This is a genomic window from Enterobacter sp. Y17 (assembly GCF_019730495.1).
In the GTDB taxonomy this organism is placed as follows: domain Bacteria; phylum Pseudomonadota; class Gammaproteobacteria; order Enterobacterales; family Enterobacteriaceae; genus Enterobacter; species Enterobacter asburiae_B.
On record NZ_JAASKP010000001.1, the window covers coordinates 36,011 to 60,883 of the forward strand.

Below are 24,873 nucleotides of genomic sequence, written 5' to 3' on the forward strand. Positions count from 1 at the left end.
AATGAATCTATGTCTGGTGAGTATGTCACACGTCTTTTTCCGCGCCGTACGTGCGGTGTTTTCCAGCAAAACGCTTCGCCTGAGCCTGCCCTGTTTATTTCTGGCAGGGTGTGTTTCCCATGCGCCACAAAGTGCCATTAGCGATAAACAGGAAGATAAATGGCCCGATAACCAGCTGGCAGACTTCCTCTCAACCCGCTGTGACGACATCTGGAACCTGTCAGGACATGACGTTGAAAGCAACCCGCTGTTCTGGCTGCGTGGGATAGATTGCGCCCAGCGTCTGGCGCCGGTAGACGCCCGCTCGAAGGCGGCGATGCTGGATGACGACACCTGGCAGGACGCTTTCAAGCGCGGGATTTTACTCGCAGATGCGAAAATTACCCCCGTTGAACGTCGCGTCAATGTGACCCGACTGGACACGTACGTGGTCAATCTTCCCGTGCAGGTACGCCCGGTATACCAGCTCTGGCGCGATGGGCAGACATTACAGCTTCAGCTGTCTGAAGAGCGCTCCCGCTACAGCAAGCTGCAGCAGTCAACCGACAGCGAGCTTGATACGCTGCGTCAACAGCAGCAACATTTACGTACGCAGCTGGATACCACGACGCGTAAGCTGGAAAACCTGACCGATATCGAAAGGCAGCTCTCGTCGCGTAAATATCAGCCGGGGAGCTCATCCGCTGCACCGGACAGCGATACGCCGAAACAAGAGGATGTGAAGCATGACGAGCCGTAAACCTGCCCATCTTTTACTGGTGGATGACGATCCCGGGCTGTTAAAGCTGCTGGGGATGCGTCTGGTGAGCGAAGGCTACAGCGTCGTGACCGCTGAAAGCGGGCTGGAAGGGCTAAAAATCCTCAGCCGCGAGAAAATCGATCTGGTGATAAGCGACCTGCGGATGGACGAAATGGATGGCCTGCAGCTGTTCGCGGAGATCCAGAAGCAGCAGCCGGGTATGCCCGTGATTATCCTGACGGCGCACGGGTCGATCCCGGATGCGGTTGCCGCGACGCAGCAGGGGGTCTTCAGCTTCCTGACCAAGCCGGTGGACAAAGACGCGCTGTATAAGGCTATCGACAGCGCGCTGGAACATGCCGCCCCGGCGGGGGATGAAGCGTGGCGGGAGTCCATCGTCACCCGCAGCCCCATTATGCTGCGTCTGCTTGAACAGGCCCGGATGGTGGCGCAGTCCGACGTCAGCGTGCTCATCAACGGCCAGAGCGGAACCGGGAAAGAGATCCTGGCGCAGGCGATCCATAACGCCAGCCCGCGCAGTAAAAACGCCTTTATCGCCATTAACTGCGGCGCGCTTCCGGAACAGCTGCTCGAATCTGAACTGTTTGGACACGCCCGCGGCGCATTCACCGGCGCGGTGAGCAGCCGGGAAGGGCTGTTCCAGGCCGCGGAAGGCGGCACGCTGTTCCTGGACGAGATTGGCGACATGCCCGCACCGCTGCAGGTCAAACTGCTGCGCGTGTTGCAGGAGCGAAAAGTTCGCCCGCTGGGCAGCAACCGCGATATCGATATTAATGTGCGCATTATTTCCGCCACCCACCGCGACTTGCCAAAAGTGATGGCGCGCAACGAGTTTCGCGAAGATCTCTACTACCGTCTGAACGTGGTGAATCTGAAGATCCCGGCGCTGGCGGAGCGCGCGGAAGACATTCCGCTGCTGGCGAACCATCTTTTGCGCCAGGCGGCCGATCGCCATAAACCGTTCGTGCGCGCGTTTTCCACCGACGCGATGAAGCGGCTGATGGCCGCAGGCTGGCCGGGTAACGTGCGCCAGCTGGTGAACGTGATTGAGCAGTGCGTGGCGCTGACCTCCTCACCGGTGATCAGCGATGCGCTGGTGGAGCAGGCGCTGGAAGGGGAAAACACGGCCCTGCCGACGTTTGCGGAAGCGCGGAATCAGTTCGAGCTGAACTATCTGCGCAAGCTATTGCAGATAACCAAAGGCAACGTGACCCACGCGGCGCGCATGGCCGGACGCAACCGCACCGAGTTCTACAAGCTGCTGTCGCGCCACGAGCTGGAAGCAAACGATTTTAAAGAGTAATGCCGTATGATACTGTGAGCAATCGATTACGAGGCAGCTTACAGGTAAGAGTTTAAGGACCCACCATGAAAAAGATTGATGCGATTATTAAACCTTTCAAACTGGATGACGTGCGTGAAGCGCTGGCGGAAGTCGGCATCACCGGGATGACCGTGACGGAAGTGAAAGGTTTTGGTCGTCAGAAGGGCCACACCGAGCTTTACCGTGGCGCAGAATACATGGTCGACTTTCTGCCGAAAGTAAAAATTGAAATCGTGGTCAGCGACGATATCGTCGATACCTGCGTGGATACCATTATCCGCACCGCGCAGACGGGCAAAATCGGCGACGGTAAAATCTTCGTCTTTGACGTGGCGCGCGTGATCCGTATCCGTACCGGCGAAGAAGACGACGCCGCGATTTAACAATACCAACGGTTTTGTAGGCCGGGTAAGGTGCAACCACCCGGCGAAAAAAAAGCCCCTCGAACGAGGGGCTTTTTCATTACAGCACCTTATGCGGCCCGAAACATTCGTAGTGAATGTTGTCTTTGTTCACGCCCAGATCCACCAGCTGCTGGGCGGCATACTGCATAAACGCTACCGGCCCGCAGACGTAGAACTGCATGTCTGGCGCGCTAAACGCCCCTTCCATCTGGCTTAAATTCATCAGGCCTTCAGTGTCAAACCGTGCGGCCGCGCGGTCTGCATCCGTCGGCAGGCGATACCAGGTGTGCGCGGTGAAGCGCGGCAGGGACGCCCCGAGCGTTTTCACTTCATCCGCAAAGGCGTGCACGTCGCCGTTATCCGCAGCGTGGAACCAGTTGACCTGCGCACCGTGATTGGCTTTCGCCAGCGTATCGAGCATCGCCAGCATTGGCGTTTGGCCGACGCCCGCAGAGATCAGCGTAACCGGGGTATTCGCTTCTATGGCCATGAAGAAATCGCCCGCCGGCGCGGCCAGATGGATCACGTCGCCCACGTTAGCTTCGTTGTGGAGCCAGTTGGAGACCTGACCGCCGTCCTCACGCTTCACCGCAATGCGATAGCCTTTGCCGTTTGGCTTGCGGGTAAGAGAATACTGGCGGATCTCCTGATGCGGGAAACCTTCAGGCTTCAGCCACACGCCCAGATACTGGCCCGGCTGGTAATCGGCAACCGGCTGTCCGTCCACCGGCTCAAATTCAAAGCTGGTAATCAGCGCGCTGCGCGGCGTTTTCTCAACGATGCGGAAGGCGCGCGTGCCTTCCCAGCCGCCGTTCTTGCTGGCGTTTTCGCTGTAGATCTGCGTTTCGCGGTTGATAAACACGTTTGCCAGCACGCCGTAGGCTTTACCCCACGCGTCCAGCACCTCCTGGCCCGGGCTGAACATCTCGTCCAGCGTTGCCAGCAGGTGGCTACCCACAATGTTGTACTGCTCGGGCTGGATCTGGAAGCTGGTGTGTTTCTGCGCGATTTTTTCCACCGCGGGCAGCAGTGCCGCCAGGTTTTCAATATTGCTGGCGTAGGCCGCGATGGCGTTGAAAAGCGCTTCGCGCTGATCGCCGTTACGCTGGTTGCTCATGTTGAAAATTTCTTTGAGCTCCGGGTTATGCGTGAACATGCGATCGTAGAAATGGGCAGTGAGTTTAGGGCCGGTTTCCACCAGCAGGGGGATGGTGGCTTTAACGGTAGCGATGGTTTGAGCGTCGAGCATGGCAGCTTCCTTCCGATGTGACTTTAATGATGTATTTTAAATGCATCTTATAAAAAATACCCCTGCGTTGTAAATGGTTCTTTGCAAGATGAAAAATATGCATCACAAACCTGAAAAGAAATCCGCTGGAAAGGGCGAGAGCTTTATTCCTCAAACCCTTGCGTGGCGCGAAGGAAAACGTTTGCGTAAAATCGTTTGTCAAGACCTGTTATCACAGAACTAATCAGTTATACTGTTGCCCGTCGTCCAACAGGACTGCCTTTTCAGGCCAAAATTTACTTGTTAGCTGAGTCAGGAGATGCGGATGTTAAAGCGTGAAATGAACATTGCCGATTATGATGCCGAACTGTGGCAGGCTATGGAGCAGGAAAAAGTACGTCAGGAAGAGCACATCGAACTGATCGCCTCCGAAAACTACACCAGCCCGCGCGTCATGCAGGCGCAGGGTTCTCAGCTGACTAACAAATATGCTGAAGGTTACCCGGGCAAACGCTACTACGGCGGTTGCGAGTACGTGGATATCGTTGAGCAGCTGGCTATCGACCGTGCGAAAGAACTCTTTGGCGCTGACTACGCGAACGTGCAGCCGCACTCTGGCTCTCAGGCTAACTTCGCGGTCTACACCGCGCTGCTGCAGCCGGGCGATACCGTTCTGGGTATGAACCTGGCGCAGGGCGGCCACCTGACTCACGGCTCCCCGGTTAACTTCTCCGGCAAACTGTACAACATCATCCCTTACGGTATTGATGAGTCCGGCAAAATTGACTATGAAGACATGGCGAAGCAGGCTAAAGAGCACAAACCGAAGATGATCATCGGTGGCTTCTCTGCTTACTCCGGTATCGTTGACTGGGCAAAAATGCGTGAAATCGCAGACAGCATTGGTGCTTACCTGTTCGTCGACATGGCGCACGTTGCGGGTCTGATTGCCGCTGGCGTTTACCCGAACCCGGTTCCACACGCTCACGTTGTGACCACCACCACCCACAAAACCCTGGCGGGTCCACGCGGTGGCCTGATCCTGGCGAAAGGCGGTGACGAAGAGCTGTACAAAAAACTGAACTCCGCTGTATTCCCAAGCGCGCAGGGCGGCCCGCTGATGCACGTTATCGCGGCTAAAGCGGTAGCGCTGAAAGAAGCGATGGAGCCAGAATTCAAGGTTTATCAGCAGCAGGTTGCTAAGAACGCCAAAGCGATGGTGGAAGTGTTCCTGAACCGTGGCTACAAAGTGGTCTCCGGCGGTACTGAAAACCACCTGTTCCTGCTGGATCTGGTTGATAAGAACCTGACCGGTAAAGAAGCTGACGCAGCCCTGGGCCGCGCCAACATCACCGTGAACAAAAACAGCGTGCCAAACGATCCGAAGAGCCCGTTCGTGACTTCCGGTATCCGTATCGGTTCTCCGGCCGTGACTCGCCGCGGCTTCAAAGAAGCGGAAGTGAAAGAGCTGGCTGGCTGGATGTGTGACGTTCTGGACAACATCAATGACGAAGCGGTTATCGAGCGCGTCAAAGGTAAAGTTCTGGATATCTGCGCACGCTTCCCGGTATACGCGTAATTCCTCTGCCTGGCAGAAATAAAAAAGGCCGCGCTTGCGGCCTTTTTTTATGGCTTAACGCCGGTCGAGGGAAATGGCTCCAGGTCCGACAATCGCCAGCAAAATAAAGGCGCCAGCAATACTGACGTTCTTATAGAAGTTAATCATATTCGGCACGACCGCATCACCGGTCATATCCCAGTAATGGTGACCGATAATCGCCGTGCCCAGCGTATAGAATACAAACAGTACCGCGAGCGGGCGGGTGAAAAAGCCCAGCACGATCAGGATAGCGGCAGGGACTTCCATCACCACCGCAATAATAGCCGCCAGCATGGGCATCGGCGTACCCAGCGAGGTCATATATTGTACGGTGCCGCTAAACCCCGTCAGTTTTGGATAGCCAAAGATGATAAACAGCACGACAAGCGCGATGCGGCCAATCAGCAGCAGCAGGTGACGTGACTGACCGAAATCGAAATAACGTAGTGAGTTCATGGCAGAAAAACCTCTGCAAGTGGAGTAATTTAAACGTAATACATATTTTCATTCCCTGCCATAAGCCAGACGACTGCACAAGATGTTAATTTTTCGTTAATTTATAGCAGGCTATCTACTTGCTTAATTTTTATATTCTCGCCAGACTATGGCCTCGATTTCGGGAGGGATTCATGGTCTTGCATTCCACGCGCTGGCTGGCGCTCAGTTATTTCACCTATTTCTTTAGCTACGGTATTTTTCTGCCTTTCTGGAGCGTCTGGCTCAAGGGTATCGGCCTGACTCCTGAGACTATCGGTGTCCTGCTGGGGGCCGGGCTGGTGGCGCGTTTCCTCGGCAGCCTGCTGATTGCCCCGCGCGTCAGCGATCCCTCCTTACTGATCAAGGCCGTGCGCATTCTTGCTTTGCTGACGCTGGTCTTTGTTGCCTGCTTCTGGGTCAGCCACCAGTTTGCCTGGCTGATGGTGGTGATGGTCGGCTTTAACCTGTTCTTCTCACCGCTGGTACCGCTGACGGATGCCCTGGCGAACACCTGGCAAAAGCAGATCACCATGGACTACGGCCGCGTGCGCCTGTGGGGCTCAATTGCCTTTGTGATTGGCTCCGCGCTGGTGGGCAAACTGGTTAGCCTTTACGATTACCGCGCCATTCTCGCCCTGCTGAGTATCGGTATTGCCTCGATGCTGCTGGGTATGCTGCTGCGTCCGTCGGTGATGCCGCAAGGGGAAAGCCGCCATCAGGAGAGCGCAGGATGGCCCGCCTGGCGGAGCCTGGTGGCACAAAGCTGGCGTTTTCTGGCGTGTGTCTGTCTGCTTCAGGGGGCGCATGCGGCGTACTATGGCTTCAGCGCCATCTACTGGCAGGGGGCGGGATATTCTGCTTCCGCAGTGGGCTATCTGTGGTCGCTGGGGGTAGTGGCCGAAGTCATTATTTTTGCCCTGAGCAAAAAGCTGTTCCGTCGCTTTGGCGCGCGAGACCTGCTGCTGCTTTCCGCCGTGTGCGGCGTGGCGCGCTGGGGGATTATGGGCTGGACGACCGATCTGCCGTGGCTGATAGTGGCGCAAATTCTTCACTGCGGCACCTTTACCGTGTGCCATCTGGCGGCTATGCGCTATATCGCAGCGCGCGAGGGCGGAGACGTTATTCGCCTGCAGGCCGTCTACTCGGCGGTCGCGATGGGGGGCAGTATCGCAATCATGACGGTCTTTGCGGGGTTCCTCTACCAGCATCTGGGGCATGGCGTCTTCTGGGTGATGGCGCTGGTCGCCTTACCCGCCATCGTTGTTCGCCCGAAAGTGGCCGCTCGCGCCTCGCTATGATTCCAGCATGGCGCGAATATGTTCTTGCTGCTGCGCGTTCAATGTTTCAACGGCATGTATCAGCGGCGGCGAGAACAGCGGCAGAACGGTAGGGTAGGGGGTGATAACCAGCGCGGCTTCGCGCGGTGCCCCCTCTTTCTGGAAAGCCTGCAGCGTCAGATAGCGAATGTTGAGCGGCAGCAGCGTCAGCTCGCGAAGCTGCTGTTCAATCAGATCCTCGCTGGCTTTATCGTCTCCCGTCAGCAGGATCACCTGTTTTTCGTGCAGATCGGTCTCCTGCATCAGCCAGGCGCCGAAAATCACCGCGACAAGACTCATCTCTTCATAAGAAAAACGCAGCCCAAACTCCGCTTCCAGCTCAAACAGCGCTTCCTTCGTGGTGCGTAACAGCCGGGGATAGAGACGATGGATCTCCTCCGGCAGGCTATTGTCGATGCCAATTTCAAACAGCGAGCGGTCCAGCGCCTGAGCAAGATGGATATACAGCTGATCGGTCAGCCCTTGCTCATCGCTGAAGTTCATCCCGGTCTGCGAGCGAAAACGGGCGACCATGCGCACTATGGCCCGGCGCAAGCGCTGATCCTGCTGGTGTTTATCGAGCACCGGATCGGGCGTGCGGAGCATCATAAACAGCAGCGCCAGAAACAGCTGTTCATCCCCGTGCGCTCCCTGCGGCACGCGACGTCTCCAGTGACGCACGATCTCCTGGGCCGTAAAATACTCCCCTCTCGACTGGGTCCAGCTGCGCTGAACGTGAGAAAACTGTGGCGTATTCCCGAGCTGGTGCTGAATAAGACAGTATTGCAGATAGAGCTGTAAAAACTGGACGTCGCGGCATTCAAACTGGCGCTGCAGCTTGCGTGAGCAGAAGCCGATCAGCGCCCGCAGGTTCGCATCGTCGTACAGCGGCCGCGCAATGCCGTGTTGTTTAAGCGCGGTTTTTAATGCGGGGGTAAACTGGTGCGAGACAAACTGCGGGCAAAGCCGCAGCGCCCGGCGCAGCCAGTGCAGCAGGCATAAACGCTGATTCAGGGCTGTGCCTTCAATCCGGTAGCTGCCGTCGTGGTGCGTGACGATGTCCAGCCGGTGATAGCGCTGGATTTCATCGCGCGTCTCGGCTATATCTTGCCGTGCCATCGCGTCGTCCACCCCGTTGGCAGCAATTATGCTCTGTGCGGTGACGGCAGCATCGGGCAGGTAAAGCATCAAAAGCACCTGGCAGCGGCGCTGCGAACTGGAAAGCACAGATGGAATTTCAAGCGTCGTCATCATCTGTCGGGTATCCAGTGTGAATGTTTGATAAGAATAGCTAAAGGATGAGCGCTGAAAAGCGCGCCGGCAGGCCTTTCACTCAGGATTGCTGGGGAACATCACAGAATTTTTGACGTGAGGAATTGATGCAAACAGTTAAACAAAGTGCGATGGCGTTATTTTTGGCGGTTATCAGCTTCACCGCCAGCGCACACCCTCACAGTTTTATTGACCTCCAGACCGAGCTGGTTACCGACGGCACGCAGCTGAGCGGCCTGAAGATGCGCTGGACGATGGATGAAATCACCTCGGCCGATCTGCTCTATGATGCGGGAAACGCGAAGCCTGGCGATGAAATCTGGAAAAAGCTGGCGGCGGAAGTGATGGCCAACGTGCTCGGCCAGCACTACTTCACGGAATTCTGGCACAACGGGCAAAAGGTCAAATTTCTGAACCGGCCAACGGAATACGGGATGACGCGTGACGGGCATCAGGCGGTGCTGACGTTTGTGCTCCCGCTGGCGCATCCGCAGCCGCTGGCCGGGCAAACGTACACGTTTTCCACTTTTGATCCTACCTACTATGTCGATATGCGCTATGACAAAGACGGCGACGTACGATTGCCGGACGCTCTGCAAAAAAACTGCAAAATTGGCGTTCGCACCCCGAAACCCAGCGAGGAGACGCTGAACTTTGCGGTCTCGCTTGATAAGGAAGATGCACCGCCTGAGGACATGGAGTTGGGTAAACAGTTCGCGCAGGAGGTAACGTTACAATGTCAGTGATCTCCTCTCCGGTTCGGAAACCGCGCCGCTGGCTGCACCTCTGGCCGCTGGCGCTTTTTCTCCTGCTGGCCGTTTGCGGTTCGCTCTGGCTGTGGCAGGCCTGGCCGCAGGTCATGATGAAAAGCATCGTCTGGCAGCGTGAGGTCAACCAGCAGATGAGCGGTCTGCTGAAGGCGGTGGCCGAGAACCCGACCAAAGCGGGTGGTTCCCTGCTGGCGTTCAGCTTTATCTATGGCGTTCTGCACGCGCTGGGGCCGGGGCACGGCAAAATCGTGATAACGACCTGGCTCGCCACCCATCCGTCGAAGCTGAAATCGAGTATCGGGCTGACGCTGGCCTCCTCGCTGCTTCAGGGCAGCGTGGCGATTGCGCTCGTCGTAGTCGTGCTTTCGCTGTTGCAGCTTCCCGCGCGCCAGCTGCACATGAGCAGTTTCTGGCTGGAGAAGGGAAGCTACGCGCTGGTGGGCGTGCTGGGGCTGATCCTCTGCTGGCGGGCGCTGAAAAAGCTGCGCGTGCTGCTGCAAAAACCGAAATTCAAAACCTTCACGCCGCACCACGTTCATGATGCAAACTGCGGCTGCGGGCATCAGCATTTGCCCACGCAGGAACAATTGCAGAACGGCGACGACTGGCGCGCGCGGCTGATGATTGTTCTTTCGATGGGCATGCGCCCGTGTTCGGGGGCCATCATGGTGCTGCTGTTCAGCAAGGTGATAGGCGTGTTTGGCTGGGGAATGCTTTCCGCGCTGGCGATGGCGGCGGGAACGTCATTGACTATTTCGTCTCTGGCTCTGCTGGTTCACAGCTTCCGTCAGCTGGCGGTCAAACTCAGCGGCAATAAAACCCCGGTGCTGTGGCGGCAGGTTGGCTGGACAACGCTCGCGCTGGCGGGCGGCGTGATTCTGCTGGTAGCGGCGGTGACGATGTGGATGAGCGCGGTACCGGTGGGAAGAGGATTGCGGCCGTTTTAGTTGGGATTCCCTCTCCCACGGGGAGAGGGAATGACCGGGATTAACGCTTCAGCGCATCGCTCAGTTCATCACGCATGTTGGCCAGCATGGCTTTAACAACGCGTGGGTTACCCGCAACGACGTTGCCGGTAGACATATAGTTATGGCCGCCGGTGAAATCACACACGATGGCGCCTGCTTCACGTGCGATCAGCTCGCCCGCAGCAAAGTCCCACGGCTTCAGCGACAACTCGAAGTAACCGTCAACGCGGCCTGTTGCTACATAAGCCAGATCCAGCGCGGCAGAACCGGTGCGGCGGAAGTCAGCGCATTCGGTAAACAGTTTGCCCAGGATATTCATATAGGTGGTCGCGTGCTGTTTCGCCTTGAACGGGAAACCGGTCGCCAGAATGGTGCCGTCCAGATCGCGTGCGTTGCTGCAGCGCAGACGGTAGCCGTTCAGCTGTGCGCCCTGACCGCGGGTAGCGGTGAACAGTTCATTACGCATTGGATCGTAAACAACGGCGACTTCAGTACGGCCTTTAATGCGTACTGCGATAGACACAGAGAAGTGTGGCAGGCGTTTAACAAAGTTGGTGGTGCCATCCAGTGGATCGATAACCCATTGAACATCCTGATCGGTACCTTCATGTTCACCGCTTTCTTCGGTGATGATGGTGTGCTGCGGGTAAGATTTGCGGATCGTTTCGATAATAATCGCTTCAGCGGCTTTATCGACGTTAGTCACGAAATCATTGCTGCCTTTCTGGCTGGTTTCTACGGAGTCTGGCGTTTCGTAGTGTTTGGCAATTACATTACCCGCCTTGCGCGCTGCGCGCACGGCGATGGTCAGCATCGGATGCATCGGTCTCTCTCACTGGATGTTAAAGAACAGGAAAATCGGCGCAGAGTATAGCAGTGGGATCGGATTATGTCTCCCGTTTATGATAATATGCCGGAATATTCTTCAGACGCTGAATTCAGACATTAAAAATTATGCTGCAAAACATTCGAATCGTGCTGGTCGAAACATCGCACACCGGCAACATGGGCTCCGTTGCCCGCGCTATGAAAACCATGGGCTTAACGAACCTGTGGCTGGTTAACCCGCTGGTCAAACCTGACTCGCAGGCTATCGCCCTGGCGGCCGGTGCCAGCGACGTGATCGGCAACGCTCAGATCGTCGATACCCTTGACGAAGCGCTGGCCGGCTGCAGCCTCGTTGTTGGCACCAGCGCGCGTTCACGCACGCTGCCGTGGCCGATGCTGGACCCGCGCGAATGCGGCCTGAAAAGCGTCTCAGAAGCGGAACAGGCTCCGGTTGCGCTGGTGTTTGGCCGCGAGCGCGTTGGCCTGACCAACGACGAGCTGCAGAAGTGCCATTATCACGTCGCCATCGCGGCTAACCCGGAATATAGCTCGCTGAACCTGGCGATGGCGGTGCAGGTTATCGCCTATGAGGTGCGTATGGCGTGGCTGGCGACGCAGGAGAAACAGGTAGAGCCTAAAGAAGAAACGGCCTACCCGCTGGTGGACGACCTTGAGCGCTTCTACGGTCACCTGGAGCAGACGCTGCTCTCAACCGGCTTTATTCGTGAAGGCCACCCGGGCCAGGTGATGAACAAGCTGCGCCGCATGTTTACCCGCGCGCGCCCGGAAAGCCAGGAGCTTAACATCCTGCGCGGGATTCTGGCGTCGATTGAGCAGAAGAATAAAGAGTAGTGTCGATTTCCCCTCTCCCCGTGGGAGAGGGCTGGGGTGAGGGCATCAGGCCGCACCGGGATTTTGAAGGCACGGAACGTTAAATACCTGACTAAAACAGTCAAGTAAATAGTTGACCATTTTAGTCAGGAATGTCAGACTTGGCCCTGCTATGCAATACCCCCATTTTACAATAAAAAACCCCGGGCAGGGGCGAGTTTGAGGTTAAGTAAGACATGAGACTGACATCTAAAGGGCGTTATGCCGTGACCGCGATGCTGGACGTTGCGCTCAACTCCGAAGCGGGCCCGGTTCCGTTGGCTGATATTTCTGAACGACAAGGGATCTCCCTCTCTTACCTGGAACAGCTGTTCTCCAGACTGCGTAAAAATGGACTGGTTTCCAGCGTTCGTGGCCCAGGCGGCGGTTATCTGTTGGGTAAAGACGCGGGCAGTATTGCAGTTGGTGAAGTGATTAGCGCAGTTGACGAATCCGTTGACGCGACCCGTTGCCAGGGTAAAGGCGGCTGCCAGGGCGGCGATAAGTGCCTGACCCACGCGCTGTGGCGCGATCTGAGCGACCGTCTCACCGGCTTCCTGAACAACATCACCCTGGGTGAACTGGTCAATAACCAGGAAGTTCTGGATGTCTCTGGTCGTCAGCACGGTCAGGATTCCCAACGCAGCACCCGCGCGCAGGACGCTATCGACGTCAAACTGCGCGCGTAATAAAACGATAAAGATTTCAGAATCAGGCCGGGGCGGTCACGCCCCGCGTACTCGGTCGTACATCCAGCCGGTTGCCTGATTCCTTGCATTGAAGCGATGTACGGAGTTTAAAGAGCAATGAAATTACCGATTTATCTCGATTACTCCGCAACCACGCCGGTGGACCCGCGTGTTGCCGAGAAAATGATGCAGTGTCTGACCCTGGACGGAAACTTTGGTAACCCAGCTTCCCGTTCACACCGTTTTGGCTGGCATGCTGAAGAGGCGGTTGATATCGCCCGTAATCAGATTGCCGACCTGGTGGGTGCCGACCCGCGTGAGATTGTTTTCACCTCCGGTGCGACCGAATCCGACAACCTGGCGATCAAAGGTGCAGCCAACTTTTATCAGAAAAAAGGCAAGCACATCATCACCAGCAAAACCGAACACAAAGCCGTGCTGGATACCTGCCGCCAGCTGGAGCGTGAAGGTTACGAAGTGACTTACCTGGCGCCACAGAGCAACGGGATCATCGACCTGAAAGAGCTCGAAGCGGCCATGCGTGATGACACCATTCTGGTTTCCATCATGCACGTTAACAACGAAATCGGCGTCGTTCAGGACATCGCGACCATCGGCGAAATGTGCCGCGCGCGCGGTATCATCTATCACGTTGACGCGACCCAGAGCGTGGGCAAACTGCCTATCGATCTGAGCCAGCTGAAAGTGGACCTGATGTCCTTCTCCGGCCACAAAATTTATGGCCCGAAAGGGATCGGCGCGCTGTACGTTCGTCGTAAACCGCGTATCCGCATCGAAGCACAGATGCACGGCGGCGGTCACGAGCGCGGCATGCGTTCCGGCACGCTGCCTGTTCACCAGATCGTGGGCATGGGCGAAGCGTACCGCATTGCGAAAGAAGAGATGGAAACCGAGATGGCGCGCCTGCGCACGCTGCGTAACCGTCTGTGGGACGGCGTGAAAGATATGGAAGAAGTGTATCTGAACGGCGATCTCGAGCAGGGCGCTCCGAACATCCTCAACGTCAGCTTCAACTATGTTGAAGGCGAATCGCTGATCATGGCGCTGAAAGACCTGGCCGTTTCTTCCGGTTCTGCCTGTACGTCTGCAAGCCTGGAGCCATCCTACGTGCTGCGCGCGCTGGGCATGACCGACGAGCTGGCGCACAGCTCTATCCGTTTCTCTTTAGGTCGTTTCACTACCGAAGAAGAGATTGACTACACCATCAAGCTGGTTCGCAACTCCATCGGCCGTCTGCGCGACCTTTCTCCACTGTGGGAAATGTTCAAGCAGGGCGTGGATCTGAACAGCATTGAATGGTCACATCACTAATCGGTACATAAGGAGAATTCAATCATGGCATACAGCGAAAAAGTCATCGATCATTACGAGAACCCGCGCAACGTTGGCTCTTTTGACAACAGCGACGAATCTGTCGGTAGCGGCATGGTTGGCGCACCGGCGTGTGGCGACGTGATGAAGTTGCAGATTAAAGTCAACAATGAAGGTATCATTGAAGACGCGCGCTTCAAGACCTACGGCTGCGGTTCTGCTATCGCGTCCAGCTCCCTGGTCACCGAATGGGTGAAGGGCAAGTCTCTGGACGAAGCACAGGCAATCAAGAACACGGATATTGCTGAAGAACTCGAACTGCCACCGGTGAAAATTCACTGTTCAATTCTGGCAGAAGACGCGATCAAAGCCGCCATTGCGGATTACAAAAGCAAACGTGAAGCAAAATAATTGAGGTTTGAGTATGTCGATTACCCTTAGCGACAGCGCTGCCGCGCGAGTAAGCTCTTTTCTGGCGAACCGTGGTAAAGGCTTTGGCCTGCGACTGGGCGTACGTACCTCCGGCTGTTCTGGTATGGCTTACGTACTGGAGTTTGTTGACGAGCCGGCGTCTGACGACACCGTGTTTGAAGACAAGGGCGTGAAGGTGGTGGTCGATGGCAAAAGCCTGCAATTCCTCAATGGCACTCAGCTGGACTTCGTTAAAGAAGGCCTGAACGAAGGGTTCAAATTCACGAACCCGAACGTCAAAGACGAGTGTGGTTGCGGCGAAAGCTTCCACGTTTAACCGCGTTCCGCTGTTATACCGATTAATTCGCGTTGCAGAAAGGCGGCAAGCGAGTGAATCCCCGGGAGCTTACATAAGTAAGTGACTGGGGTGAACGAGCGCAGACAACGCATCTGCAGCGCGAAGTAAGAAGGTATAACCCCACCGTGGCTTACCCGCTGCGCGTGGGGTTTGTTCTAACAGGCTACCCCTGAGAATGTTATGGATTACTTCACTCTCTTCGGACTACCCGCTCAATACCCGATTGATCTCCAGGCGCTGACGATCCGTTTTCAGGATCTTCAGCGTCAGTATCACCCGGATAAATTCGCCAGTGGTACTCAGTCTGAGCAATTGGCTGCGGTTTCCCAATCTGCGACCATCAACCAAGCCTGGCAGACGCTGCGCCATCCGCTGGCGCGTGCAGAATATCTGCTCTCGCTCCACGGTTTCGATCTGGCGAGCGAACAGCATACCGTGCGCGACACCGCGTTTCTGATGGAACAGCTGGAGCTTCGCGAAGAGCTGGATGAGATTGAACAGGCCAAAGACGAAGCGCGTCTGGAAAGCTTCATCACGCGCGTGAAGGGCATGTTCGATACCCGCCATCAGCAGATGGTGGAGCAACTGAACAACGAGACCTGGGACGCGGCGGCGGACACTGTGCGCAAACTCCGTTTTCTCGATAAACTGCGAAGCAGTGCTGAACAACTCGAAGAAAAGCTGCTCGATTTTTAATTTCGGAAGCAATTATGGCCTTATTACAAATTAGTGAGCCTGGCTTAAGTGCCGCACCGCACCAGCGTCGTCTGGCGGTGGGTATCGATCTGGGCACCACCAATTCCCTCGTGGCGACCGTGCGCAGCGGCCAGGCGGAAACGCTGGCTGACGAGCAGGGCCGCCATCTGCTGCCTTCCGTGGTCCACTACCAGCAGCAGGGTCACGCGGTCGGCTATGACGCCCGCGCCAACGCCGCGCGCGATCCGGCCAACACCATCAGCTCCGTAAAGCGCATGATGGGCCGCTCTCTGGCCGATATTCAGACCCGCTATCCGCATCTGCCGTATCAGCTGCAGGCCAGTGAAAACGGCCTGCCGATGATTGCGACCGCGGCCGGTCTGCTGAACCCGATTCGCGTTTCCTCCGACATCCTCAAAGCGCTGGCCGCTCGCGCTACGGCGACGCTCGGCGGCGATCTGGACGGCGTAGTCATCACCGTTCCGGCCTATTTTGACGATGCACAGCGTCAGGGCACCAAAGACGCCGCGCGTCTGGCAGGCCTGCACGTGCTGCGCCTGCTGAACGAACCGACGGCGGCGGCGATTGCCTACGGCCTCGACTCCGGTCAGGAAGGGGTGATTGCGGTTTACGATCTCGGCGGCGGTACCTTTGATATCTCGATCCTGCGCTTGAGCCGCGGGGTATTTGAAGTGCTGGCGACCGGCGGGGATTCCGCGCTGGGCGGCGATGACTTCGATCATCTGCTGGCGGATTATATTCGCGAGCAGGCGGGCATCAGCGATCGCAGCGATGCCCGCGTGCAGCGTGAATTGCTGGATGCGGCTATCGACGCCAAAATCGCCCTGAGCGATGCGCAGACGGTTAGCGTAAACGTTGCGGGCTGGCAGGGTGAGATCGCCCGCGACCAGTTCAGCGATCTGATTGCCCCGCTGGTGAAACGCACCCTGCTGGCCTGCCGTCGCGCACTGAAAGATGCGGGCGTTGAGGCGAACGAGGTGCTGGAAGTGGTCATGGTGGGCGGTTCGACTCGCGTGCCGCTGGTGCGCGAGCGCGTGGGCGAATTCTTTGGCCGCACGCCGCTGACCTCCATCGACCCGGACAAAGTGGTTGCCGTGGGCGCCGCAATCCAGGCCGATATCCTGGTCGGCAACAAGCCGGACAGCGAAATGCTGCTGCTGGACGTCATCCCGCTGTCGCTCGGGTTAGAAACCATGGGCGGCCTGGTAGAGAAAGTGATCCCGCGTAATACCACCATTCCGGTGGCGCGCGCGCAGGAGTTCACCACCTTCAAAGACGGCCAGACCGCGATGTCCATCCACGTGATGCAGGGCGAGCGCGAGCTGGTGCAGGACTGCCGCTCTCTGGCGCGCTTTGCGCTGCGCGGTATCCCGGCGCTGCCTGCGGGCGGGGCGCATATTCGCGTCACCTTCCAGGTGGATGCGGACGGTCTGCTGAGCGTCACTGCGATGGAAAAATCGACCGGCGTGGAATCGTCCATTCAGGTGAAGCCGTCCTACGGCCTTACCGATGGCGAAATCGCCTCCATGATTCAGGACTCAATGAGCTACGCCGAACAGGATGTGAAGGCGCGTATGCTGGCTGAACAAAAAGTTGAAGCCGCCCGCGTGCTGGAGAGCCTGAACGGCGCGCTCGCTGCCGATGCCGCGCTGTTAAGCGCCGCTGAGCGCCAGGTGATTGACGACGCTGCCGCGCATTTAAGCGCAGTAGCAGAAGGCAATGACGCTGACGCAATAGAAGAAGCCATTAAAAACGTTGATAAACAAACCCAGGACTTTGCTGCTCGCCGCATGGACAAATCTGTCCGCGTCGCGCTGAAAGGCCAGTCCGTGGACGAGGTTTAATATGCCAAAGATTGTTATTTTGCCTCATGCGGACCTCTGTCCGGATGGCGCTGTTCTGGAAGCGAAGACCGGTGAAACCATTCTCGATGTTGCCCTGCGTGCAGGTATCGAAGTGGAACACGCCTGTGAAAAATCCTGTGCCTGCACCACCTGCCACTGCATCGTGCGTGAAGGTTTCGACTCTCTCGCCGAGAGCACCGAAGACGAAGACGACATGCTGGATAAAGCATGGGGTCTGGAGCCTGACAGCCGCCTGAGCTGCCAGGCCGCGGTGACCGATGAAGATCTGGTCGTGGAGTTCCCACGCTACACCATCAACCACGCACGCGAGCATTGATATGGGACTGAAGTGGACAGACAGCCGTGAAATCGGCGAAGCGCTCTACGACGCGAACCCGGATCTCGATCCGAAGACCGTACGATTCACCGACATGCACCAGTGGATCTGCGATTTAGAAGATTTCGACGACGATCCAAACGCATCCAATGAAAAAATTCTGGAGGCGATTCTGTTAGTCTGGTTAGATGAAGCAGAATAAATAACATAACGGGCTGCCTTCAGGCGGCCCGTTTGCTAGTTGCTAATAAGGAAAAATAAAATGACCGAAGCGATGAAGATTACGCTCTCGAATCAGCCTGCTGACGCACGCTGGGGCGAGAAAGCCACCTACAGCATTAATAACGACGGCATTACCCTGCACCTGACGGGCAAAGATGATACCGGCCTGATCCAGCGCGCCGCCCGCAAAATTGACGGCCTGGGCATTAAGCATGTGTCCCTGGAAGGCGAAGGCTGGGACACCGACCGCAGCTGGGCATTCTGGGCAGGCTACAAAGGGCCGAAAGGCACCCGCAAAATCGAGTGGGCTAACCTCGACGAAGCCGGTCAGAAAGAGCTGGAAAGCCGCCTGCAAATCATCGACTGGGTGCGCGACACCATCAACGCCCCGGCGGAAGAGCTCGGTCCTGAGCAGCTGGCGCAGCGCGCGGTTGACCTGCTGTGCGGCGTGGCGGGCGAGAAAATGTCCTACCGCATCACCAAAGGTGAAGACCTGCGCGAGCAGAATTACATGGGCATCCACACCGTGGGCCGTGGTTCCGAGCGTCCTCCGGTCCTGCTGGCGCTGGATTACAACCCAACCGGCGATAAAGCGGCGCCGGTCTTTGCCTGCCTGGTGGGTAAAGGCATCACCTTCGATACCGGCGGCTACAGCCTGAAGCAGAGCGCGTTCATGGACTCCATGAAGTCCGACATGGGCGGCGCGGCAACCATCACCGGCGCGCTGGCGTTCGCCATCACCCGCGGTCTGAACAAGCGCGTGAAGCTGTATCTGTGCTGCGCTGATAACATGGTGAGCGGTAACGCCTTTAAGCTGGGCGACATCATTCGCTATCGCAACGGCAAAAACGTCGAAGTGATGAACACCGACGCCGAAGGCCGTCTGGTGCTGGCCGATGGTCTGATCGACGCGTCTGCCCAGAAGCCAGAGCTGATTATCGACATGGCGACCCTGACCGGCGCGGCAAAAACCGCCCTGGGTAACGACTACCACGCGCTGTTCAGCTTTGACGACAAGCTGGCTGCTCGCCTGCTGGCAAGCGCCGCTGCGGAAAACGAGCCGTTCTGGCGTCTGCCGCTGGCCGAGTTCCACCGCAGCCAGCTGCCGTCCAACTTTGCCGAGCTGAACAACACCGCGAGCGCGGCGTACCCGGCGGGTGCAAGCACGGCGGCAGGCTTCCTGTCCCACTTCGTTGAGAACTACCACGAAGGCTGGCTGCACATCGACTGTTCCGCAACGTACCGTAAAGCGGCGGTTGAGCAGTGGTCCGCTGGCGCGACCGGTCTGGGCGTGCGTACCGTGGCGAACCTGCTGACGGCTGAGTAATCTTTATTGCCCTCACCCTAACCCTCTCCCAAGGGGAGAGGGGATGGTTTGCTCCCTCTCCCTCAAGGGAGAGGGCTGGGGTGAGGGGAAATGCATCATCTGGAATTGTTATGTCCGAAACCAAAAACGAATTAGAAACCCTGCTGGAGCAGGCGGCGACCGAGCCCGCCCACCGTCCGGCATTTTTCCGCACGCTGCTGGAATCCACCGTCTGGGTGCCGGGCACCGCGGCGGAAGGTGAGCAGGTTGTCGAAGACAGCGCGCTGGATCTGCTGCACTGGGAGAAAGACGACGGCACGTCGGTGATCCCGTTCTTCACCTCGCTGGAAGCCCTGCAGGAAGCGGTAGAAGACGAACAGGCGTTCGTAGTGATGCCGGTGCGTACCCTGTTCGAAATGACGCTTGGCCAGACGCTGTTCCTTAACGCGAAGCTGCCGACCGGGAAAGAGTTTACCCCGCGTGAAATCAGCCATCTGATAGGTGAAGAGGGCAACCCGCTCAGCACCCAGGAAGTGCTGGAAGGGGGCGAAACGCTGCTGCTGTCTGAAGTGGCCGAGCCGCCCGCGCAGATGATTGATTCCCTGACGACGCTGTTCAAAACCCTGAAACCGGTTAGACGCGCGTTTCTCTGCTCCATTAAAGAGCGTGCGGACGAGCATCCGGTTCTGCTGATTGGTATTGAGGCGGACGGCGATATCGACGATATCATTCAGGCCGCGGGAAGCGTGGCGACCGACACGCTGCCGGGCGACGAGCCGATTGATATCTGCCAGGTGAAGAACGGCGAGAAGGGCATCAGCCACTTTATCACCGAGCACATCTCCCCGTTCTACGAGCGTCGCTGGGGCGGCTTCCTGCGCGATCTCAAAACCAACCGCATCATCTGATTACGGCGGGGTGAATATCACCCCGTTGCTTCCAGCAGCAGTAAATCCATCAGCAGCACCAGATTCGACTCAAACGACGTCACCCCCGCGGCTTCGGCGGCGAAGTGTACCGCTTCGTCATAGAGGGCAAAGTGCACGTCCGCCATCCCCGCCAGCGTATTGGCCGAGGCGCGGGTAAACGCGACGATCGTCATACCGACGTTTTTGGCAATTCGCGCTTTATCCAGCACCTGCTCCGTTTCGCCGCTGCGCGAGACGGCAATAAACACCTGATAGCGGGCGGCGTTGCTGAGGAAAATATTCCGGCTGTCCCCCGGCCCGGAGATAAACGCCGTTTTGCCCAGCACCTGTAGCTTCTTGGTCAGGTACTCCGCAAACAGATAGGAAAACCCGGCCCCGTAGAGAAAGAAGCTCTCTTTCTCGCGCAGCAGGTCGGCAAACTGCTGGCGCTTCTCCTGCGTGACCCACTGGAAGGTGTGCTGATAGTTGGCGATAAACTGATTAAACAGCGCCGGGAGTTCAGGAAGCGACTGCCCCTGAGCGGCAATATGCGGCGTGTCGGAGAGCAGCTGCTTGCAGTGCCAGATAAACTCGCTAAAGCCGCTAAACCCCAGCTTCTGACACAGCCGCATGATGGTGGCGGTAGAAACAAACGTCGCCTGCGCCAGCTCGCGTACCGTGATGTTGCCCACCAGCAGCGGGTGCTCCGTGAGGTGGGCGAGGACGCGATACTCCGCGCGGGTCAGCGACGCCCCGCGCGTTAACAGCGTGGCCAGGCGGTTATCCATTATTTCGCGGGTTCGACCGGCAGATCGTCCCGCGCACCCCATTCGCTCCAGGCGCCGTCGTAGAGCGTGACGTCGTTCGCGCCGAGCGTGGCGAGCGCCAGGATCGCCACGCAGGCCGTTACGCCGGAGCCGCAGCTGGCAATAATCGGACGATGTAAATCCACGCCAGCACGGTCAAAAATGGCCCGCAGCTCGTCGGTGGTTTTCAGCTCGCCCTCAAACACCAGATCGCCCCACGGAACGTTCAGCGCCCCCGGAATATGTCCGCGCTTCAGCCCCGGACGCGGTTCATCCGCTTCGGCATTGAAGCGCGAAGCAGGACGGGCATCGACGATTTGCGCCGTTTTTTCATGGCTCACGACCAGCACGTCGGTCAGGCGTTTCACCACGTGCGCGTCGAACGTGGCGTCGAACTCGCCTTCCGGCAGCGTCACGTCACCCTGCTGGAGCGGCAGCTCGTCGCGCTTCCAGCCCGCCAGCCCGCCCGCCAGAATAGAGACTTTTTCCACGCCGAAGTTCTTCAGCATCCACCACGCGCGCGGGGCGGAGAAGAGGTTACCTTCATCATAAACAACGAGGTGTTTGTCTTTGCTGACGCCCAGCTCGCGCATCGCCACAGAAAACGCTTCCGGGCGCGGCAGCATGTGCGGCAGGGGAGAGTTGCGATCGGAGAGGGCTTCGATATCAAATAATACCGCGCCAGGCAGATGTCCGGCACGGTATTCCGCGACCATATCGCGAAGGTGTTCCTGCCCGGCCGGGGCCATACGCGCGTCAATAATCTGAACTTCCGGATCGTCACCGTGCTCAATCAGCCAGTCGGCGGCGACAAAATATGAGGTGGACATGGGTTGCCTCCATTCTTTTCCGTAAAAAAGGATTGTCGGTGTTTTTTCTGACACCGACAAGCAAACCACGTTCAACTCGCGAGCAAGCCCCTATTTTTTCACCGTTTCGCCGTCCTGCCAGGCTTTTTGCAGCGCAGGCCAGTAGTCGCGGTTGGCCTCGATCATCTCATCCAGAATCGCTTTCGCGTGTTCCATGGTCGGCACGGTGCGGTTGAGGGTAAACGCCTGCAGGGCTTTCTCATAGCTGCCCTCGATGGTGGCCTCCACCAGCAGTTGTTCAGAGGCGAGCTGCTGTTGCAAAAGGGTCTGATGGAACAGCGGCACCTGACCGATGCGAATCGGTTCCGGACCTTCGGAGGTGATATAAGCGGGCACCTCCACCACGGCATCGTAAGGCAGGTTGGTAATCGCCCCGCGGTTTTCCACCATCACCAGATGGCGGCTTCGCAGGTTAAAGGCCAGCGAGCAGGAGACATCGACGATAAACTCGCCGTGGACGCCTACGTGGAAGGCGTCCGGCAGGATCCCGGTGCGCTTGTATTCTTCGGCAGCGGCGAACAGCTTTTTCTCGCGCCCGTCCATCACTTCATTGGCGCGGGTATAGTCCGGGTTCTGATGCTCCACGATCTGGTTCGGCATCAGGTAGTACTGCAGATACGGGTTCGGCAGATACTCCGGGAAGTTGTCCATGATCGGCTTAATGTTGCGCCAGGTTTTGACCCACGAAGGATCGGAATGCTGCGGATCGGTTTTAGCCGCATCTTCCGTCAGCAGGCCAAACTTCGCGATATGTTTACGCAGCTCGGGAAGCTTGTCTTCGCCGTCCACCAGCACGCGGGTAAACCAGCCGAAGTGGTTCAGGCCGAAGTAGTCCACCTCCAGCCTGCGGCGATCGACACCCAGAATCGCCCCCATATTGCGCATCGCGGCGACAGGCATATCGCAGATGTTCAGCACCCGCGCATTTGGCCGCAGCCGCCGCACGCCCTCCGCGACGATCGCCGCCGGGTTGGAGTAGTTCACGATCCAGGCTTTTTCGTGCGCGTAGCGATCGACCAGATCGATAAGCTCCACCATCGGCAGGATCGTGCGCAGTCCGTAGGCCAGGCCACCGGGCCCGCACGTTTCCTGGCCGACCACGCCGTGGCGCAGCGGGATCTTCTCATCCTGCTCGCGCATCTTGTACTGGCCGACGCGCATCTGGGCGAAGACGAAATGCGCGCCGCTGAACGCCACTTCCGGGTCACTGGTGACGGTGAACTTGATGCTCTGGCTGTGGTCGCGAATGACCTTTTCGACGACGGGCGCAATGGTGTTCTGGCGCGCCTCGTCGATGTCATAAAGGCGGATTTCGGCCAGCGGGAAATCCTGCAGGCGCACCATCAGGCTTTTCACAATGCCCGGCGTGTAGGTGCTGCCGCCGCCGGCAATCGACAGAATAAATGGGGGTGTAAACATCTTTAGCTCCTTTCAGAGAAACGTCTCAACGGCTTCTCGCATTTTTTTGACGTGCAGCCCGTAGACCACCTGAACGTTGTTACCTTGTTTGATAATCCCTTTCGCGCCGGTCGCCTTGAGCCGCGGCTCGTCGATAATGGCGACGTCCTTCACCGTGACGCGTAAGCGGGTGTAGCAGTTGTCCACCACCTCAATGTTTTCCCGGCCGCCCAGACCCGTCACGATGGATTCGCCCAGCCCGTCGTTATTGCCCTTCGCCTGGTACTCCTGCTTGCTGTAGAGGCGCGTTTCCCGATCGTCATCCTCACGGCCCGGCGTTTTCATGTTGAAGCGCAGGATCAGGAAGCGGAACACCACGAAGTAGAGGGCAAACATGATCAGCCCGACCACGATGTACATCGGCCAGTTGGACTTCTCCGTGCCGAGCGGCAGGTTGTACAGGATGAAGTCGATAATCCCGTTGGCACCGATGGCGTGAACGCCCAGCAGCGAGAACAGCATCATGCCGATGCCGGTCAGCACCGCGTGCACCACGAACAGCAGCGGAGCGACGAACAGGAAGGAGAACTCAATCGGCTCGGTCACGCCGACCAGCAGCGAGGTCAGCGCCGCCGGGATCAGAATGGCTTTCGCAATGGCTTTACGCTCCGGCTTTGCGGTCATATACATCGCCAGGGCTGCGGCAGGCAGGCCGAACATCTTGCTGATGCCGCGCGCGTCCCACACCACGGTGCTGCTGAGCTGCTTCACGTCCGGGCAGGCCATCTCGGCGAAATAGATATTGCGTGCGCCCTGATAGGTTGCGCCGCACACCTCCTGCGTGCCGCCCAGCTCGGTATAGAGGAACGGGGTATAAACCAGATGGTGCAGGCCGGTGGGGACCAGAATACGTTCCAGGAAACCGTAGATTGCCACGCCCAACGGCCCGGAGCCTTTGATGGCCAGCGCCAGGGCGCTAATGCCGTGCTGGGCATACGGCCACAGTTCACTCATCACCACGCCGAGCAGCATGGAGACGGGGAGCATGACGATGGCGACAAAACAGTGGCCGGAGTAAATCGCCATCGCGCCGTTAAACTGTACGCTGGAGTATTTGTTGTACAGATATCCGGAGAGCGCCCCGGTCAGGATCCCGGCAAAAACGCCCATCTCCAGCACCTGCACGCCCAGTACCATGGTCTGCCCGGCCGCTTTCATCTGGGCCGCTGGCGCCAGCGCGCCCTGCAGCTGTAGCGTGACGTTCATGGCGTTGATGAACACGACAAAGGTCACCAGACCAATCAGCGCGGCATAGCCTTTATCACGCGTCGCCAGACCAATCGGGATCCCGACGGCAAACACCAGCGCCAGGTTGACCAGCACCGACACGGCAGATTTCGCGATAAGCTGACCAAGGTGCTGAATCAGCGGATGGCCCAGAAACGGCAGGTATTCAGCGAGATTACCGTTACCCAGAACGTTACCAAAGGCGATAAACAGACCGACGATCGGTAAGATAAGTACCGGTCCGTACAATGATTTTCCGAAATTTTGTAGGGCGTTCACGGCTCGTTTCATGGCTTTCTCTCTTTTTGAACCGCGCACTCGGGGTGCGTCATGGTCATAAAACTAGCAGCCTTCGGGCGAGCTTAGCCAGCTATCTTCTTGTTTTAAAAACAAATGACTTGAAAGGTAACATGTGACGTTATGTGCTGTGATCGCGGTTCCATCACGGCGTAGCGGCGTGATGCCGTTCTGCGAGACGCTTTCCAGATTTTAAAATTGGCCTTTTTGAATTAATGAAACTTGCGGATAATACTTATCCGGACGACGACCAACAGGCTCCATGGGCCAGGGAC

General features: G+C 57.6%; 26 protein-coding genes. 18 read left to right on the top strand and 8 right to left on the bottom strand.

All coding sequences use genetic code 11. The annotated features are described in order from the left end of the window. The first annotated feature begins 1 nt into the window (after position 1). From qseG to glnB, 3 genes are all read left to right on the top strand, one after another. Positions 2 to 739: a two-component system QseEF-associated lipoprotein QseG gene (gene qseG / locus HCH49_RS00175; protein ID WP_033146230.1), complete on the top strand. Its 738-nt coding sequence runs from the start codon at positions 2 to 4 to the stop codon at positions 737 to 739. Then, positions 726 to 2,063, top strand: a complete 1,338-nt coding sequence (gene glrR, locus HCH49_RS00180; protein WP_023308835.1) for a two-component system response regulator GlrR — start codon at positions 726 to 728, stop codon at positions 2,061 to 2,063. Before qseG ends, glrR begins: the two co-directional genes overlap by 14 nt. Before the next feature lie 65 nt (positions 2,064 to 2,128). Next, positions 2,129 to 2,467 (top strand): nitrogen regulatory protein P-II, encoded by a 339-nt coding sequence (gene glnB / locus HCH49_RS00185; RefSeq protein ID WP_003860685.1) that lies wholly within the window; start codon positions 2,129 to 2,131, stop codon positions 2,465 to 2,467. A 79-nt stretch (positions 2,468 to 2,546) separates the two neighbouring features. Here the strand turns inward: glnB and hmpA are convergent, their stop codons facing one another. After that, positions 2,547 to 3,737 carry an NO-inducible flavohemoprotein gene (gene hmpA / locus HCH49_RS00190; RefSeq protein WP_221701960.1) on the bottom strand — a complete coding sequence of 397 codons (1,191 nt, stop codon included), beginning with the start codon at positions 3,735 to 3,737 and terminating at the stop codon, positions 2,547 to 2,549. A gap of 304 nt (positions 3,738 to 4,041) precedes the next feature. Here hmpA and glyA point away from each other — a divergent pair, with 304 nt between their 5' ends. Continuing rightward, complete coding sequence (glyA, locus tag HCH49_RS00195; protein ID WP_008502165.1) at positions 4,042 to 5,295, top strand: serine hydroxymethyltransferase; 1,254 nt, start codon at positions 4,042 to 4,044, stop codon at positions 5,293 to 5,295. Positions 5,296 to 5,349: 54 nt separating this feature from the next. On the opposite strand, the gene HCH49_RS00200 is transcribed toward glyA, so the two are convergent. Beyond that, complete coding sequence (locus tag HCH49_RS00200) at positions 5,350 to 5,772, bottom strand: DoxX family protein (protein ID WP_029741147.1); 423 nt, start codon at positions 5,770 to 5,772, stop codon at positions 5,350 to 5,352. Between the two features lie 173 nt (positions 5,773 to 5,945). Here HCH49_RS00200 and HCH49_RS00205 point away from each other — a divergent pair, with 173 nt between their 5' ends. After that, positions 5,946 to 7,091, top strand: coding sequence for a 3-phenylpropionate MFS transporter (locus HCH49_RS00205; RefSeq protein WP_008502163.1), 1,146 nt, complete (start codon positions 5,946 to 5,948; stop codon positions 7,089 to 7,091). Here HCH49_RS00205 and csiE read toward each other — a convergent pair. Next, positions 7,086 to 8,363, bottom strand: a complete 1,278-nt coding sequence (gene csiE / locus HCH49_RS00210) for a stationary phase inducible protein CsiE (protein ID WP_221701961.1) — start codon at positions 8,361 to 8,363, stop codon at positions 7,086 to 7,088. The two genes, HCH49_RS00205 and csiE, sit on opposite strands and share 6 nt — an antisense overlap. 125 nt (positions 8,364 to 8,488) lie before the next feature. On the opposite strand from csiE, the gene HCH49_RS00215 reads away from it, so the two are divergent. After that, positions 8,489 to 9,127 carry a DUF1007 family protein gene (locus HCH49_RS00215; protein WP_167819328.1) on the top strand — a complete coding sequence of 213 codons (639 nt, stop codon included), beginning with the start codon at positions 8,489 to 8,491 and terminating at the stop codon, positions 9,125 to 9,127. Beyond that, positions 9,118 to 10,098: a nickel/cobalt transporter gene (locus HCH49_RS00220; RefSeq protein WP_167819327.1), complete on the top strand. Its 981-nt coding sequence runs from the start codon at positions 9,118 to 9,120 to the stop codon at positions 10,096 to 10,098. Before HCH49_RS00215 ends, HCH49_RS00220 begins: the two co-directional genes overlap by 10 nt. Positions 10,099 to 10,138: 40 nt before the next feature. Here HCH49_RS00220 and suhB read toward each other — a convergent pair whose 3' ends face one another. Then, complete coding sequence (suhB, locus tag HCH49_RS00225) at positions 10,139 to 10,942, bottom strand: inositol-1-monophosphatase (protein WP_023308828.1); 804 nt, start codon at positions 10,940 to 10,942, stop codon at positions 10,139 to 10,141. 131 nt (positions 10,943 to 11,073) lie between these two features. Here suhB and trmJ point away from each other — a divergent pair, with 131 nt between their 5' ends. The 11 genes from trmJ to sseB all read left to right on the top strand — a co-directional run bounded on the left by trmJ (position 11,074) and on the right by sseB (position 19,941). After that, entirely contained in the window at positions 11,074 to 11,799 is a 726-nt protein-coding gene (gene trmJ / locus HCH49_RS00230) for a tRNA (cytosine(32)/uridine(32)-2'-O)-methyltransferase TrmJ (protein ID WP_033146224.1), read from the top strand. Positions 11,800 to 12,014: 215 nt separating this feature from the next. Beyond that, the gene (gene iscR / locus HCH49_RS00235; protein WP_023308826.1) at positions 12,015 to 12,506 is read left to right on the top strand and encodes a Fe-S cluster assembly transcriptional regulator IscR; all 492 of its coding nucleotides are present in this window, start codon (positions 12,015 to 12,017) and stop codon (positions 12,504 to 12,506) included. Between the two features lie 117 nt (positions 12,507 to 12,623). Continuing rightward, positions 12,624 to 13,838, top strand: a complete 1,215-nt coding sequence (gene iscS / locus HCH49_RS00240; protein ID WP_008502157.1) for a cysteine desulfurase — start codon at positions 12,624 to 12,626, stop codon at positions 13,836 to 13,838. A 24-nt stretch (positions 13,839 to 13,862) separates the two neighbouring features. Further along, positions 13,863 to 14,249: a Fe-S cluster assembly scaffold IscU gene (gene iscU / locus HCH49_RS00245; protein WP_003860661.1), complete on the top strand. Its 387-nt coding sequence runs from the start codon at positions 13,863 to 13,865 to the stop codon at positions 14,247 to 14,249. Between the two features lie 13 nt (positions 14,250 to 14,262). Further along, positions 14,263 to 14,586, top strand: a complete 324-nt coding sequence (gene iscA / locus HCH49_RS00250; protein ID WP_003860659.1) for an iron-sulfur cluster assembly protein IscA — start codon at positions 14,263 to 14,265, stop codon at positions 14,584 to 14,586. Between the two features lie 201 nt (positions 14,587 to 14,787). Then, positions 14,788 to 15,303 carry a co-chaperone HscB gene (hscB, locus tag HCH49_RS00255; RefSeq protein WP_182071376.1) on the top strand — a complete coding sequence of 172 codons (516 nt, stop codon included), beginning with the start codon at positions 14,788 to 14,790 and terminating at the stop codon, positions 15,301 to 15,303. 14 nt (positions 15,304 to 15,317) lie between these two features. Then, a complete protein-coding gene (hscA, locus tag HCH49_RS00260; RefSeq protein ID WP_048978841.1) occupies positions 15,318 to 17,168 on the top strand; it encodes a Fe-S protein assembly chaperone HscA in 1,851 nt (616 codons plus the stop codon). Between the two features lies 1 nt (position 17,169). Then, positions 17,170 to 17,505, top strand: a complete 336-nt coding sequence (gene fdx, locus HCH49_RS00265) for an ISC system 2Fe-2S type ferredoxin (protein ID WP_003860652.1) — start codon at positions 17,170 to 17,172, stop codon at positions 17,503 to 17,505. 1 nt (position 17,506) lies between these two features. Next, complete coding sequence (iscX, locus tag HCH49_RS00270) at positions 17,507 to 17,707, top strand: Fe-S cluster assembly protein IscX (RefSeq protein WP_003860650.1); 201 nt, start codon at positions 17,507 to 17,509, stop codon at positions 17,705 to 17,707. Positions 17,708 to 17,767: 60 nt separating this feature from the next. Continuing rightward, positions 17,768 to 19,054: an aminopeptidase PepB gene (gene pepB, locus HCH49_RS00275; RefSeq protein ID WP_047060761.1), complete on the top strand. Its 1,287-nt coding sequence runs from the start codon at positions 17,768 to 17,770 to the stop codon at positions 19,052 to 19,054. A 110-nt stretch (positions 19,055 to 19,164) separates the two neighbouring features. Beyond that, positions 19,165 to 19,941: an enhanced serine sensitivity protein SseB gene (sseB, locus tag HCH49_RS00280; RefSeq protein WP_221701962.1), complete on the top strand. Its 777-nt coding sequence runs from the start codon at positions 19,165 to 19,167 to the stop codon at positions 19,939 to 19,941. Between the two features lie 17 nt (positions 19,942 to 19,958). Here the strand turns inward: sseB and HCH49_RS00285 are convergent, their stop codons facing one another. From HCH49_RS00285 to HCH49_RS00300, 4 genes are all read right to left on the bottom strand, one after another. Continuing rightward, positions 19,959 to 20,729: a MurR/RpiR family transcriptional regulator gene (locus HCH49_RS00285; RefSeq protein ID WP_045888294.1), complete on the bottom strand. Its 771-nt coding sequence runs from the start codon at positions 20,727 to 20,729 to the stop codon at positions 19,959 to 19,961. After that, a complete protein-coding gene (gene sseA / locus HCH49_RS00290) occupies positions 20,729 to 21,577 on the bottom strand; it encodes a 3-mercaptopyruvate sulfurtransferase (protein WP_221701963.1) in 849 nt (282 codons plus the stop codon). The genes HCH49_RS00285 and sseA overlap by 1 nt, the downstream gene beginning before the upstream one ends. A gap of 90 nt (positions 21,578 to 21,667) precedes the next feature. Then, entirely contained in the window at positions 21,668 to 23,035 is a 1,368-nt protein-coding gene (locus HCH49_RS00295; protein ID WP_221701964.1) for a 6-phospho-alpha-glucosidase, read from the bottom strand. 12 nt (positions 23,036 to 23,047) lie between these two features. Then, entirely contained in the window at positions 23,048 to 24,592 is a 1,545-nt protein-coding gene (locus HCH49_RS00300) for a PTS transporter subunit EIIC (protein WP_033146216.1), read from the bottom strand. Positions 24,593 to 24,873 lie beyond the last annotated feature (281 nt).

Excerpts from the sequence above, each read along its gene's own strand:
- qseG (WP_033146230.1), top strand. The coding sequence starts at position 2 with ATGAATCTATGTCTGGTGAGTATGTCACACGTCTTTTTCCGCGCCGTA.
- glrR (WP_023308835.1), top strand. The coding sequence starts at position 726 with ATGACGAGCCGTAAACCTGCCCATCTTTTACTGGTGGATGACGATCCC.
- glnB (WP_003860685.1), top strand. The coding sequence starts at position 2,129 with ATGAAAAAGATTGATGCGATTATTAAACCTTTCAAACTGGATGACGTG.
- hmpA (WP_221701960.1), bottom strand. The coding sequence starts at position 3,737 with ATGCTCGACGCTCAAACCATCGCTACCGTTAAAGCCACCATCCCCCTG.
- glyA (WP_008502165.1), top strand. The coding sequence starts at position 4,042 with ATGTTAAAGCGTGAAATGAACATTGCCGATTATGATGCCGAACTGTGG.
- HCH49_RS00200 (WP_029741147.1), bottom strand. The coding sequence starts at position 5,772 with ATGAACTCACTACGTTATTTCGATTTCGGTCAGTCACGTCACCTGCTG.
- HCH49_RS00205 (WP_008502163.1), top strand. The coding sequence starts at position 5,946 with ATGGTCTTGCATTCCACGCGCTGGCTGGCGCTCAGTTATTTCACCTAT.
- csiE (WP_221701961.1), bottom strand. The coding sequence starts at position 8,363 with ATGATGACGACGCTTGAAATTCCATCTGTGCTTTCCAGTTCGCAGCGC.
- HCH49_RS00215 (WP_167819328.1), top strand. The coding sequence starts at position 8,489 with ATGCAAACAGTTAAACAAAGTGCGATGGCGTTATTTTTGGCGGTTATC.
- HCH49_RS00220 (WP_167819327.1), top strand. The coding sequence starts at position 9,118 with ATGTCAGTGATCTCCTCTCCGGTTCGGAAACCGCGCCGCTGGCTGCAC.
- suhB (WP_023308828.1), bottom strand. The coding sequence starts at position 10,942 with ATGCATCCGATGCTGACCATCGCCGTGCGCGCAGCGCGCAAGGCGGGT.
- trmJ (WP_033146224.1), top strand. The coding sequence starts at position 11,074 with ATGCTGCAAAACATTCGAATCGTGCTGGTCGAAACATCGCACACCGGC.
- iscR (WP_023308826.1), top strand. The coding sequence starts at position 12,015 with ATGAGACTGACATCTAAAGGGCGTTATGCCGTGACCGCGATGCTGGAC.
- iscS (WP_008502157.1), top strand. The coding sequence starts at position 12,624 with ATGAAATTACCGATTTATCTCGATTACTCCGCAACCACGCCGGTGGAC.
- iscU (WP_003860661.1), top strand. The coding sequence starts at position 13,863 with ATGGCATACAGCGAAAAAGTCATCGATCATTACGAGAACCCGCGCAAC.
- iscA (WP_003860659.1), top strand. The coding sequence starts at position 14,263 with ATGTCGATTACCCTTAGCGACAGCGCTGCCGCGCGAGTAAGCTCTTTT.
- hscB (WP_182071376.1), top strand. The coding sequence starts at position 14,788 with ATGGATTACTTCACTCTCTTCGGACTACCCGCTCAATACCCGATTGAT.
- hscA (WP_048978841.1), top strand. The coding sequence starts at position 15,318 with ATGGCCTTATTACAAATTAGTGAGCCTGGCTTAAGTGCCGCACCGCAC.
- fdx (WP_003860652.1), top strand. The coding sequence starts at position 17,170 with ATGCCAAAGATTGTTATTTTGCCTCATGCGGACCTCTGTCCGGATGGC.
- iscX (WP_003860650.1), top strand. The coding sequence starts at position 17,507 with ATGGGACTGAAGTGGACAGACAGCCGTGAAATCGGCGAAGCGCTCTAC.
- pepB (WP_047060761.1), top strand. The coding sequence starts at position 17,768 with ATGACCGAAGCGATGAAGATTACGCTCTCGAATCAGCCTGCTGACGCA.
- sseB (WP_221701962.1), top strand. The coding sequence starts at position 19,165 with ATGTCCGAAACCAAAAACGAATTAGAAACCCTGCTGGAGCAGGCGGCG.
- HCH49_RS00285 (WP_045888294.1), bottom strand. The coding sequence starts at position 20,729 with ATGGATAACCGCCTGGCCACGCTGTTAACGCGCGGGGCGTCGCTGACC.
- sseA (WP_221701963.1), bottom strand. The coding sequence starts at position 21,577 with ATGTCCACCTCATATTTTGTCGCCGCCGACTGGCTGATTGAGCACGGT.
- HCH49_RS00295 (WP_221701964.1), bottom strand. The coding sequence starts at position 23,035 with ATGTTTACACCCCCATTTATTCTGTCGATTGCCGGCGGCGGCAGCACC.
- HCH49_RS00300 (WP_033146216.1), bottom strand. The coding sequence starts at position 24,592 with ATGAAACGAGCCGTGAACGCCCTACAAAATTTCGGAAAATCATTGTAC.